This window comes from Turicibacter sp. St.80E1 (genome assembly GCF_059728495.1).
The window spans coordinates 2302501-2315000 of the sequence record NZ_AP039386.1; the positions used below are offsets into that span (position 1 = coordinate 2302501).

Below are 12500 nucleotides of genomic sequence, written 5' to 3' on the forward strand. Positions count from 1 at the left end.
CTAAAATCTTAAGGGTACTAAAACCGAGATATAGCGATTATCTCCTAATTTACGTTTTACAGTAGCTAAAATCTTAAGGGTACTAAAACCGGAATGCACGACGACTTTACAAGTCGTTTGTTTTACAGTAGCTAAAATCTTAAGGGTACTAAAACAATGAAAGGATTTAACTTTTGATGTTGGCAGTTTTACAGTAGCTAAAATCTTAAGGGTACTAAAACGGCTTGTACTAATCAAAAACGTTGTTTCGGTTTTACAGTAGCTAAAATCTTAAGGGTACTAAAACAACCATGTTAATGAATGACGCCCAACCTTTGTTTTACAGTAGCTAAAATCTTAAGGGTACTAAAACAAAATGGATTTAAAGGAGGTGATTAATATGGTTTTACAGTAGCTAAAATCTTAAGGGTACTAAAACCTCAAATTAATCGTCAAGGCTTTAGCACTTGATTAAATTATAACGTAGCCCTTAAGATTTATAAAGCTTTTCCCTTAAAAAATTCATTTCGAGTGGGGAAAGTTCATCAATTTCGTCAGAATGATACTGATAGAAACAAAATCCCTCATTTAATAAAATAAATACTACTAAATCCCGCTGGCGATGAACATGTCGAACTCCTTCTTTACTTAAAAGATATGGAATCACTCGTTTTAGGGTCAATAGTAACTCCTCTTCACGCCATTGGAATAAAGCAGGATAATGTCGTTCAATATACTCCAAAATACTTGTCCAATCATAGAAAGACTGGCACTCTTGATCCCCACAAATCAAAATAGCTTCTAAATCCTCCTTCTCAACTAAAAGATCGTCGGGTTCCCGTCCAATATTTACAATCATTAAGTCATAATCTTCACTTAATTGTTTCAGATTCTTTAATATACGGACAATCTCCTCAGAAGAAATTAATTGAGATAAATGTTCCAAGCAAATTAAATAACGGGTTGCCGTTCGTTCCAATAGAACGTTTAGAATCTTAAGAAATACCTCTAATAAATAATTAGTTTCCATAAATTCCGAACTATATACCCCGTAATGACTTAAATAGGCAATTAAATGTTGTTGAGTAAGTAGCGATAGCGTCATGGGTTTAATTTCAAATTCATAATCAAGTCCGTAATCTGCACATCGTCTCTGGTACTCAATGGCTACTCGCTCTAAGAGTTCATTTATTTGTGCAAGATAATCGGCAACCATGACCCCATCATTCACTTGCTCTAAAAAGGTCGCAAGTAGGGATCCCTTTCTTCCACTTAACTGGTACAACAAATCTTCACGTGAAGCAATTTTAATATAGTGATACTCACCCTTTTTAATGACTTTCTCATCGCAGCACCAAATGAGTTCTTGATTCCCCAATGACTCCGCCTCAAGTTCGTTATACCGATGACCGAGCACTGAAAATTCTAGCACCTGCTTTAAGTATAACTGAGCCTTTCGATTACGCCCAGTTAGTTGAATAAAATTCTCCCCTCTATGATCCACTCGTTCCATTAAGGGATGTTTAAACGAGTAATTTTTCATATGACGACCACCTTATTCGTTCCAATGACTGATTCTTGGTGATTTTTCACTCCGATTATCAACGCCATATCCTCAAATTGCTTTTCCGTGACCATTAATAAACGAATATGTCCATGCTCAGGTGCTTCTTGATTAATAATCCGATAAAACTTTTTCGCGTGTTCGCGATTGGGACATGTCCTCACATAAACGGAATATTGTAACATCTCAAATCCATTCGAAATTAATAATTTACGAAATTGACGATACGCTCGCTTTTCGGTCGCCGTCTCCGTTGGTAAATCAAAAAAACATAATATTCTCATCACATCATACCTCATACTAATTCCTCAAATCCCAGCAAGCTCGGCTCCTGTAATCGTTCTAACTTTTCATGCTCTAATACTGCAACAAAATCCATCACATACTTTTCAAGTACCATCTGTAGCGTATAATTTCCCCCCTTATACTGACAACGCTTCGTCATCAATCCAATGAGTGCCTGCCGATGCTCACTTTTAAAATAACGTTCATCTTTAAAATATTTATACACCATATAATCAACAAACGGTCGAAAAGGTTCGATTAAATCATCCACCAAATTAAAAGCATTATACTCACTTCGATGAAAAACCCCAAGCAATGGGGAGAGTCCATACCCTACCACCAATCGTGAAAGATGGGCACGAATAATCGAATACCCATAGTTTAAACATGCATTAATTGTATTGTCTTGTTGACGAGTGAAGTCTTTTCCGAACAGGGCGTTAAAATATACCTTCGCCGCATGTCCCTCACGATTCGTTCGATCATACGGTTTTACCTCTTGAACATATTGGTTCAGTCGTTCCATCGCTACATCGTCTCGTTCAAATTCCACAAGGACCGCTAACTGATTACGAATTTTAAATGTAATCAATTGTTGCCAAATCAAATCTCTAAGTTCCTCTTTTAAAGCAATTTGACGGTGAATGAGCTTACTCGCCCGCACATGTCCCACCATTGTATTAAACATCCCACAGGGATGATGAGACTCATCGCACGTCACTAACGTAATGTTATATTTACTTAAATGCGTTAACAACCTCGTAGATATCGATGTCCGTTGGCCATCGACCACAATCACCGAAAGATCCGCAAGAGGCAACGTATACTGCTTATTATTTTTATCCACGACCAAATTATCTAGTTTTAACTTTAAATACTCGCCATCCTCAATCAACACACTACGCCAACTCATACCAATACCCCCTATTTTATTTTTAAATACAAAAAAGCCCCCGAAGCGGGGGCTGATTTCGGCATAAAGCCTTATTTTAGTAGATCCTTAAGATTTTAGCTACTGTGCAAGCGTCCTTGCAATTTTATTATATAATAATTCACAAGGTTTAACAAGAAGATTTAAACGATAATTTTAACTTTTCTCGTTTAATAAAATACTGATATCCTAGTACATCCACCTCAATTTTATAAAAATCGTGAATTCCTTTTGTTAAAGTTTTCCTTCCTAAAGCCTGTTTCTCATACTTAGACTTCTCAATTGGTTTAACCTCAATCATATTCGAATTACTCAAGTTTCGTGACAAGAATCGATATTGATGCACCTGGTCTTTTTCATCCGTCCATTGAAGTAAATTATTTTTATACAACGAGAAGCAGAATTCGTAATTAGAATCCGTCGATTCCCCGTTAAGAATAGCTTCTAACTCTTCAAGACTCAACAAAATTTTCTCCGACTTTAAAACCTGTTGATATTTTTGAAGAGATATCCCATACTCCCCACTTCCCTTTTGGTAAGACAAATCAGCATACTTTATCCCCGCGACCATATACCGATTTTCTTTCTTGTTGTAATAAATATCACTACGCCATGGATTTAATGATTGTAAAACAACCTTTCGATTTTTTTCATGTTCTTGCTTTAACTCAATATGAGTCCCTAGTTTCTTATCGAAATATTTAACACTTCTAATTTCTGGTCCATTTCCTTTTTTCGCATATTTTTGAAGCGGTCCATGCTCTTCACGATACATCGCAAATGGATTTTTCTCTTTTGAATATTGTCTTATCGCATCTTCTAGAATCGCAAAGGTTTGTGGATCATGATGGTACATTAAAAACTGTGTTTTATCTTTTTTATAACGATCCATAAAACGTTTCGCATCTGCGTCATCATAAATATTCTTAATCTTCGCCACCACATAGTGCTCTTTACTATCAGGATCTAGCACAAACTTCTTCTCACCTTTTGTTTCCTTCACTACCCCTTGGCGTGTCGAGTAAATAGTCGCATCCGCCACCTGACGATTAAACTTGCGATCTACCTTGTATGAATAACGACATTCGAGTGAAACCCGACGTAAACCGGTAAAGAACTTTTCAAATGGGGGTTGATACGCTAACTGATTATAACTATCTTCAATGATTTCCCCCGTCTCCTCATTCACCGTCACTGAATAATCATCCACACGAATATCCTCTTCCTTAAAGATGTCTTGTTTCTTCCACAGGCTGAGGTATGGAACGCATGCTACGGTTAGCGCATCAATCGCATGGTGCGAATGGCTTTCATCACGATCTTTTTTAATACCCCAATGCTTTCTTAATTGAGCCGTAAACTTTCCACGCACAACCCCAACCGTTGTATTCGGATAATTAACGGACATAAAGTCTTGTAACGTATTCAAAACAACGCGTGAAGCATAACGTGTATCTACCAGGTTACGATTAATAAACTGTCGGCGCACTTCGTACTTATTAATATCCTCCTCGAATAATAATAAATCCATTTTAGCCCGAGTCAACTTCCCTTTTCCATCATTGTACAATTTAACAATTTGGCTTTTATACTTGTCATAATTCCACTGCGAATTTTGTTTTCGTTTAAAATAACGGAATGGCGTTTGATTCCCTTTCCAACGATTTTCACTCGCATAACATAACACCTTATTATTTAAGCTATCGTCAAAGGAAATAGACTTAGGAATAATATGGTCAATATCAAACTGGTTCGGATTCATAATTAAATCCATCACTTTAATCGTTTTTCCACTATAGAGGCAACACTTTCCTTGCTCATACCATAAACGCAGCTTCGTATTTAAATCTTGATGATGGCGATAAGCCTCTTCGCTAAAACCATATTCCTCCTGGGCCACTTTAATTGCGGTATCTTTGTGGGTCTTATTATCCTTTTTCGCTTGATCTAATCGTTTCTTTTCTTCCTTTTCATTAGCATCTCGTGGCATCTCAAGAACAATTTTATCTAACGCTCCATATTTTTTTAGCATCATATTGATGACCTTAATACTTTCACTAATCGAACCCCGAACAACTGGATTGTAAATCTCTTCGAGCAACATCTCTTTCTTAATATATTTCAGTCCCTTATAGAGATCCTTATTCGATTTAAACACACCCAACTCGGTGTATAACTGCATTTGATTCTTATGAGTTGACCATAGATCATCCATAATTTCATGCATCGCTTTTAACGATAAACTATGCCATTTAGAGAATAGCGTCCCATTCTTCTTTCTAAAATCGGCAATCGCATCGATAGCCTCATCACTTAATAATAGATTTAACTTCTTCACTTGCTCAACAATTTGTTTATATTCTGTACTCAACGTTAGCTGGACAGCGAGCTCATCAAAGCCAGCATCACTCCAGGTGGTAATATCAACATTGACCTCTTTCATCTTATTTCTAAACTTTCGATAAGCTTCAAAAGTATGAAATTCTGGTTTATCTTTATTATCGACCCTAAATCCTTTAATATCTTCCTTAATACACCCTGTCACCTTCATGATAATCTTCATCATATTAACCGTTTTAGAAGACATGATTTGCTGATAAATACTGCGTTTTTGATCCTCTGTTAACTTTTCACCAGCAATAGACAAGTTGTTCATGTCATTGAGAAAATCAAATAACTGAGCTGTATAAGAAAATTTTGCTGCACGACGTTCATCAGGATACACTGTACACTTTCCAATTAAAATATCGAATAGGTTATCTAGTGTTTCTCCATTTTCACGATAAATTCCATAATCGGTACGTGACTTCTCATTTCCAGGTCCGACATAATAAAGGCGTTTATCTGTTAAAATTTTTATATACGATTCAACAAATTTTATATCAATTTCCGGATAAAATTCACCTTGTTTCGAAAGAATCGCTCGCGCTTCCTTTTCATAAGCTGAGGTAGGGAAAATATTAACTAATAACTCGGGTTCACCCTCCTTAGTAAAAGTTTCAATAATCCCTCGAATTTGACCATACGTCTCATATCGAGCCATTTGAATTTGGCATGGATAGTACTCCTTCAACAACTCAACGTTATGACTTAACGAACTTCCATCCGCCTCATCTAGCTCAACATCCTCTAAATAGGAAATTCCACGATGTTTAGCCAAGTTATATAAAGCAGCGTACAACTCCTCACGACTTAGCTTCTCACTTAATCCTTTAACTCTTAAATGATACGGCGTCAGTGCCATAACATCACCACGGAAAAATCCGCTCTCTTCTAACAAATGCGCAATACGCGTTAATCGATGAACCTTCCGACGATTAAGACGTCGTGCCTGTCTTGAACCCCGACGCGTTTGATTATTCTCTGGATTAACAGAAGAAAAAAGTCGCACACCAGCTTCTAAAATAGTTCCATCCTCGATATCAATAAGCCCGTATCCAACCGAACCTATTCCTAAATCTAATCCTAATGAAAGTCCCATAGCCATCCTCCTATATCATTATTACCACAATAATATCATATAACATTTAAAAAAGCACATTTTTTCACATATTTAGAGTTTTTGTAATATAAAAAAACTAACCTAATAAAGGTTAGTCCATTAATATAAGATTAAAAAAAAAACACCCCGAAGGATGTTAATTGGCTATTTGGAGCGGGTGAAGAGAATCGAACTCTCACAGTCAGCTTGGAAGGCTGAAGTTCTACCATTAAACTACACCCGCATTTTTTGTCTAGTACCGTTTGCATCTTCTCTATAAACTTACGCACGCTCTCATGGCTTTCAGCCATTTCTGTGTTCGCTAAGTTTTATTCGAAGATAATCGCTCACTTGTACTTTTCTTTATTTATGGCCTAGCGACGTCCTACTCTCGCACTTGCGTACTACCCTCGGCGCTAAGGAGCTTAACTTCTGTGTTCGGTATGGGAACAGGTGTGCCCTCCTTGCCCTTATCACTAGACCTTCTGTCAGATTTCATCAATCTCACAAAACTAGATATCTTCTGCTTACTTCTTCTTGTCCGGCAACTCTCGCATCACAGTGGTAAAGTTCAATAACTGTTCATCACCTTCGTGATTCCTCAGTTCTTTTCACTTTCTGCCTGTGATAACCGCTCGTTTTTGCCTTTCCTATTTAGTTAAGTCCTCGATCGATTAGTATCAGTCCGCTTCATCTGTCACCAAACTTCCACTCCTGACCTATCTACCTCGTCGTCTTCAAGGGATCTTACTTCTTTCGAATGGGAAATCTCATCTTGAGGGGGGCTTCACGCTTAGATGCTTTCAGCGTTTATCCCTTCCACACGTAGCTACCCAGCTATGCTCCTGGCAGAACAACTGGTACACCAGCGGTGTGTCCATCCCGGTCCTCTCGTACTAAGGACAGCTCCTCTCAAATTTCCTACGCCCACGACGGATAGGGACCGAACTGTCTCACGACGTTCTGAACCCAGCTCGCGTACCGCTTTAATGGGCGAACAGCCCAACCCTTGGGACCGACTACAGCCCCAGGATGCGATGAGCCGACATCGAGGTGCCAAACCTCCCCGTCGATGTGAACTCTTGGGGGAGATCAGCCTGTTATCCCCGGGGTAGCTTTTATCCGTTGAGCGACGGCCCTTCCATTCGGTACCGCCGGATCACTAAGCCCGACTTTCGTCCCTGCTCGACTTGTTGGTCTCGCAGTCAAGCTCCCTTCTGCCTTTACACTCTTCGAATGATTTCCAACCATTCTGAGGGAACCTTTGGGCGCCTCCGTTACTCTTTGGGAGGCGACCGCCCCAGTCAAACTGCCCACCTGACACTGTCCCCTGACCAGCTCATGGCCACGGGTTAGAACCCCAGTAACACAAGGGTAGTATCCCAACAGCGACTCCTCCAAGACTGGCGTCCTGGTCTCTTCGTCTCCTACCTATCCTGTACATGTGTCACCAGTGCTCAATATCAAGCTACAGTAAAGCTCCACGGGGTCTTTCCGTCCTGTCGCGGGTAACCTGCATCTTCACAGGTACTATGATTTCACCGAGTCTCTTGTTGAGACAGCGCCCAGATCGTTACGCCTTTCGTGCGGGTCGGAACTTACCCGACAAGGAATTTCGCTACCTTAGGACCGTTATAGTTACGGCCGCCGTTTACTGGGGCTTCAATTCAAAGCTTCGCTTGCGCTAACCTCTCCTCTTAACCTTCCAGCACCGGGCAGGCGTCAGCCCCTATACATCACCTTGCGGTTTAGCAGAGACCTGTGTTTTTGATAAACAGTCGCCTGGGCCTTTTCACTGCGGCTTGCTTTCACAAGCACCCCTTCTCCCGAAGTTACGGGGTCATTTTGCCGAGTTCCTTAACAAGAGTTCTCTCGCTCATCTTAGGATTCTCTCCTCGCCTACCTGTGTCGGTTATCGGTACGGGCACCTAATAAATTATCCCTAGAAGCTTTTCTTGGAAGCGTGACATCAGCTGACTTCACCCTTGCGGGCTTTCGGCATCACAGCTCAATGTTTCGCCATGCGGATTTGCCTACATGACCACCTCACTGCTTACACGTGAATCCATTCACACGCTCAACTTAGCCTTCTCCGTCACTCCTTCAGTTTATTAAGTGGTACAGGAATCTCTACCTGTTGTCCATCGGCTACGCCTTTCGGCCTCACCTTAGGTCCCGACTTACCCAGGGCGGACGAGCCTTCCCCTGGAAACCTTAGGCTTTCGATGGATAGGATTCTCACCTATCTTTCGCTACTCACACCGGCATTCTCACTTCTAACCGCTCCACAGCTCCTTCCGGTACTGCTTCTCCGCTGTTAGAACGCTCTCCTACCACTGACACTTCGTGTCAATCCGCAGCTTCGGCGGTCCGTTTAGCCCCGGTACATTTTCGGCGCAGAGTCACTCGACTAGTGAGCTATTACGCACTCTTTAAAGGATGGCTGCTTCTAAGCCAACCTCCTAGTTGTCTGTGCATCTCCACATCCTTTTCCACTTAACGGACACTTGGGGGCCTTAGCTGGCGGTCTGGGCTCTTTCCCTTTTGACCATGGACCTTATCACCCACAGTCTGACTCCCGATTATATCTATCTGGCATTCGGAGTTTGATTGAGATCAGTACCCCGAGGTGGGGCCATCACCCATTCAGTGCTCTACCTCCAGTAGACTCTTATCGAGGCTAGCCCTAAAGCTATTTCGGAGAGAACCAGCTATATCCGTGTTCGATTGGAATTTCACCCCTAGCCACAAGTCATCCAAGCACTTTTCAACGTGCCCTGGTTCGGCCCTCCAGTCAGTGTTACCTGACCTTCAGCCTGCTCATGGCTAGCTCACACGGTTTCGGGTCTACAACATCGTACTCCTCGCCCTATTCAGACTCGCTTTCGCTTCGGCTCCGTCTCTTCAACTTAACCTTGCACGATATCGTAACTCGCCGGTTCATTCTACAAAAGGCACGCCATCACCCTTTAACGGGCTCTGACTAGTTGTAGGCACACGGTTTCAGGTTCTCTTTCACTCCCCTTCCGGGGTTCTTTTCACCTTTCCCTCACGGTACTGGTTCACTATCGGTCACTAGGTAGTATTTAGCCTTACGAGATGGTCCTCGTTGCTTCCGACGGGATTTCTCGTGTCCCGCCGTACTCAGGATCCCTTCCCTGCTTCACACAATTTCACCTACGGGACTCTCACCCTCTCCGGTTGGCCTTCCCAGACCATTCGGCTATCATGTTCAGTCATTTCTGAAGGTCCTTCTACCCCGGATTACTCCGGTTTGGGCTCCTCCCTGTTCGCTCGCCGCTACTTGGGGAATCGATGTTTCTTTCTTTTCCTCCAGGTACTTAGATGTTTCAGTTCCCTGGGTCTGTCTCCTCTATGGCTATTGATTCACCATACGGTGCTAGCGTATGACCACTAGCGGGTTTCCCCATTCGGATATCCCCGGCTCTTTGCTTACTTACAGCTCCCCGAGGCGTTTCGCCGTTTGTCGCGTCCTTCTTCGACTCCTAGTGCCTAGGCATCCTCCGTGCGCCCTTTATTACTTAACTTTTCTTCTTCAGAAGATATCTAGTTTTCAAAGATCAATTCTTTTTGGTGGAGACTAGGGGGATCGAACCCCTGACCTCCTGCGTGCAAGGCAGGCGCTCTCCCAGCTGAGCTAAGTCCCCATTCTCTTTTTCTTTTTTAATGGTCGGGAAGACAGGATTCGAACCTGCGACCCCCTGGTCCCAAACCAGGTGCTCTACCAAGCTGAGCCACTTCCCGTTTTTTATGGCGCGCCCAAGAGGAGTCGAACCCCTAACCTTTTGATCCGTAGTCAAACGCTCTATCCAATTGAGCTATGGGCGCTATTTAGTTGGTGCCTAGGGCCGGAATCGAACCGGCACGGGTGTCACCACCCGCAGGATTTTAAGTCCTGTGCGTCTACCAGTTCCGCCACCCAGGCTTTTTATCTATGCTTTATGTACTCTTTTTCAGTTAAAAAAATGGTGTCCTGCAGAGGACTCGAACCTCTGACCCTCTGATTAAAAGTCAGATGCTCTACCAACTGAGCTAGCAGGACATCATTGGCTGGGCTAGCTGGATTCGAACCAGCGCATGACGGAGTCAAAGTCCGTTGCCTTACCGCTTGGCTATAGCCCATTCTTAAGTGGTGGTGGGGGACGGATTCGAACCGCCGAACTCTCAGAGAGCGGATTTACAGTCCGCCGCGTTTAGCCACTTCGCTACCCCACCGTATTCTTTTATTATATGGTGCCGGAAGCAGGACTTGAACCCGCAACCTACTGATTACAAGTCAGTTGCTCTACCAATTGAGCTATTCCGGCTCTTTATTAAATTGGTGCCTAGGGCCGGAATCGAACCGGCACGGGTGTCACCACCCGCAGGATTTTAAGTCCTGTGCGTCTACCAGTTCCGCCACCCAGGCACATTACTATCTAATTGGAGGCGCCAATCGGATTTGAACCGATGATCAGGGAGTTGCAGTCCCACGCCTTACCACTTGGCTATGGCGCCTAATCATATAAGATATGGGGCGACTGATGGGAATCGAACCCACGAATGTCGGAGCCACAATCCGATGCGTTAACCACTTCGCCACAATCGCCATGGCAGGGGTGACAGGAATCGAACCCACACTAACGGTTTTGGAGACCGCTGTTCTACCGTTAAACTACACCCCTATTTATAATGGTGCCGGAAGCAGGACTTGAACCCGCAACCTACTGATTACAAGTCAGTTGCTCTACCAATTGAGCTATTCCGGCTCTTTATGGTGGAGGATGACGGGCTCGAACCGCCGACCCTCTGCTTGTAAGGCAGATGCTCTCCCAGCTGAGCTAATCCTCCACTTTTATCTTTAATGGTGACCCGTACGGGATTCGAACCCGTGTATGCATGCGTGAAAGGCATGTGTGTTAAACCGCTTCACCAACGGGCCATTTTTTAATGGCGCCCCAACTAGGACTCGAACCTAGGACCCCTTGATTAACAGTCAAGTGCTCTAACCAACTGAGCTATTGAGGCTTTTTATTTATGGCCTAGCGACGTCCTACTCTCGCACTTGCGTACTACCCTCGGCGCTAAGGAGCTTAACTTCTGTGTTCGGTATGGGAACAGGTGTGCCCTCCTTGCCCTTATCACTAGACCTTCTGTCAGATTTCATCAATCTCACAAAACTAGATATCTTCTGCTTACTTCTTCTTGTCCGGCAACTCTCGCATCACAGTGGTAAAGTTCAATAACTGTTCATCACCTTCGTGATTCCTCAGTTCTTTTCACTTTCTGCCTGTGATAACCGCTCGTTTTTGCCTTTCCTATTTAGTTAAGTCCTCGATCGATTAGTATCAGTCCGCTTCATCTGTCACCAAACTTCCACTCCTGACCTATCTACCTCGTCGTCTTCAAGGGATCTTACTTCTTTCGAATGGGAAATCTCATCTTGAGGGGGGCTTCACGCTTAGATGCTTTCAGCGTTTATCCCTTCCACACGTAGCTACCCAGCTATGCTCCTGGCAGAACAACTGGTACACCAGCGGTGTGTCCATCCCGGTCCTCTCGTACTAAGGACAGCTCCTCTCAAATTTCCTACGCCCACGACGGATAGGGACCGAACTGTCTCACGACGTTCTGAACCCAGCTCGCGTACCGCTTTAATGGGCGAACAGCCCAACCCTTGGGACCGACTACAGCCCCAGGATGCGATGAGCCGACATCGAGGTGCCAAACCTCCCCGTCGATGTGAACTCTTGGGGGAGATCAGCCTGTTATCCCCGGGGTAGCTTTTATCCGTTGAGCGACGGCCCTTCCATTCGGTACCGCCGGATCACTAAGCCCGACTTTCGTCCCTGCTCGACTTGTTGGTCTCGCAGTCAAGCTCCCTTCTGCCTTTACACTCTTCGAATGATTTCCAACCATTCTGAGGGAACCTTTGGGCGCCTCCGTTACTCTTTGGGAGGCGACCGCCCCAGTCAAACTGCCCACCTGACACTGTCCCCTGACCAGCTCATGGCCACGGGTTAGAACCCCAGTAACACAAGGGTAGTATCCCAACAGCGACTCCTCCAAGACTGGCGTCCTGGTCTCTTCGTCTCCTACCTATCCTGTACATGTGTCACCAGTGCTCAATATCAAGCTACAGTAAAGCTCCACGGGGTCTTTCCGTCCTGTCGCGGGTAACCTGCATCTTCACAGGTACTATGATTTCACCGAGTCTCTTGTTGAGACAGCGCCCAGATCGTTACGCCTTTCGTGCGGGT

4 protein-coding genes, 17 tRNA genes, 4 rRNA genes and 1 CRISPR repeat array (2 of these 26 only partly in view) are annotated in these 12500 nt (G+C 43.8%); all 25 genes read right to left on the reverse strand.

Annotated features, from left to right (window positions below):
• A CRISPR array of direct repeats spans positions 1–418; the repeat unit is 36 nt; unit sequence GTTTTACAGTAGCTAAAATCTTAAGGGTACTAAAAC; it begins 1199 nt to the left of the window's first position.
• 51 nt (positions 419–469) lie between these two features.
• Positions 470–1522, reverse strand: a complete 1053-nt coding sequence (csn2-St, locus tag AC6I0I_RS11070; protein WP_262953411.1) for a CRISPR-associated protein Csn2-St — start codon at positions 1520–1522, stop codon at positions 470–472.
• A complete protein-coding gene (cas2, locus tag AC6I0I_RS11075) occupies positions 1519–1827 on the reverse strand; it encodes a CRISPR-associated endonuclease Cas2 (protein ID WP_237658998.1) in 309 nt (102 codons plus the stop codon). Before cas2 ends, csn2-St begins: the two co-directional genes overlap by 4 nt.
• An 11-nt stretch (positions 1828–1838) precedes the next feature.
• Entirely contained in the window at positions 1839–2741 is a 903-nt protein-coding gene (gene cas1, locus AC6I0I_RS11080; RefSeq protein WP_161832898.1) for a type II CRISPR-associated endonuclease Cas1, read from the reverse strand.
• Between the two features lie 148 nt (positions 2742–2889).
• Entirely contained in the window at positions 2890–6240 is a 3351-nt protein-coding gene (gene cas9, locus AC6I0I_RS11085; protein WP_202618815.1) for a type II CRISPR RNA-guided endonuclease Cas9, read from the reverse strand.
• Between the two features lie 170 nt (positions 6241–6410).
• Positions 6411–6484 (reverse strand) — tRNA-Gly (locus AC6I0I_RS11090).
• 128 nt (positions 6485–6612) lie between these two features.
• Positions 6613–6721, reverse strand: a 5S ribosomal RNA gene (gene rrf / locus AC6I0I_RS11095).
• A 173-nt stretch (positions 6722–6894) separates the two neighbouring features.
• Positions 6895–9788: ribosomal RNA gene (locus tag AC6I0I_RS11100) — 23S ribosomal RNA — on the reverse strand.
• Between the two features lie 44 nt (positions 9789–9832).
• Positions 9833–9908 (reverse strand) — tRNA-Ala (locus AC6I0I_RS11105).
• Positions 9909–9928: 20 nt separating this feature from the next.
• A tRNA-Pro gene (locus tag AC6I0I_RS11110) sits at positions 9929–10005 on the reverse strand.
• A 7-nt stretch (positions 10006–10012) separates the two neighbouring features.
• A tRNA-Arg gene (locus tag AC6I0I_RS11115) sits at positions 10013–10089 on the reverse strand.
• An 8-nt stretch (positions 10090–10097) separates the two neighbouring features.
• Positions 10098–10186, reverse strand: a tRNA-Leu gene (locus tag AC6I0I_RS11120).
• A 41-nt stretch (positions 10187–10227) separates the two neighbouring features.
• A tRNA-Lys gene (locus tag AC6I0I_RS11125) sits at positions 10228–10303 on the reverse strand.
• Positions 10304–10308: 5 nt separating this feature from the next.
• Positions 10309–10383 (reverse strand) — tRNA-Gln (locus AC6I0I_RS11130).
• Positions 10384–10391: 8 nt separating this feature from the next.
• Positions 10392–10476 (reverse strand) — tRNA-Tyr (locus tag AC6I0I_RS11135).
• 16 nt (positions 10477–10492) lie between these two features.
• Positions 10493–10568: transfer RNA gene (locus tag AC6I0I_RS11140), tRNA-Thr, on the reverse strand.
• Between the two features lie 12 nt (positions 10569–10580).
• Positions 10581–10669: transfer RNA gene (locus AC6I0I_RS11145), tRNA-Leu, on the reverse strand.
• Between the two features lie 15 nt (positions 10670–10684).
• Positions 10685–10758 (reverse strand) — tRNA-Cys (locus tag AC6I0I_RS11150).
• A 15-nt stretch (positions 10759–10773) separates the two neighbouring features.
• Positions 10774–10849, reverse strand: a tRNA-His gene (locus tag AC6I0I_RS11155).
• 2 nt (positions 10850–10851) lie between these two features.
• Positions 10852–10925 (reverse strand) — tRNA-Trp (locus tag AC6I0I_RS11160).
• An 8-nt stretch (positions 10926–10933) separates the two neighbouring features.
• Positions 10934–11009, reverse strand: a tRNA-Thr gene (locus AC6I0I_RS11165).
• A 6-nt stretch (positions 11010–11015) separates the two neighbouring features.
• A tRNA-Val gene (locus AC6I0I_RS11170) sits at positions 11016–11091 on the reverse strand.
• Positions 11092–11105: 14 nt separating this feature from the next.
• Positions 11106–11182 (reverse strand) — tRNA-Glu (locus AC6I0I_RS11175).
• A gap of 9 nt (positions 11183–11191) precedes the next feature.
• Positions 11192–11268: transfer RNA gene (locus AC6I0I_RS11180), tRNA-Asn, on the reverse strand.
• Between the two features lie 12 nt (positions 11269–11280).
• A 5S ribosomal RNA gene (gene rrf / locus AC6I0I_RS11185) occupies positions 11281–11389 on the reverse strand.
• Between the two features lie 173 nt (positions 11390–11562).
• Positions 11563–12500, reverse strand: a 23S ribosomal RNA gene (locus AC6I0I_RS11190) (it continues 1956 nt past the right edge of the window).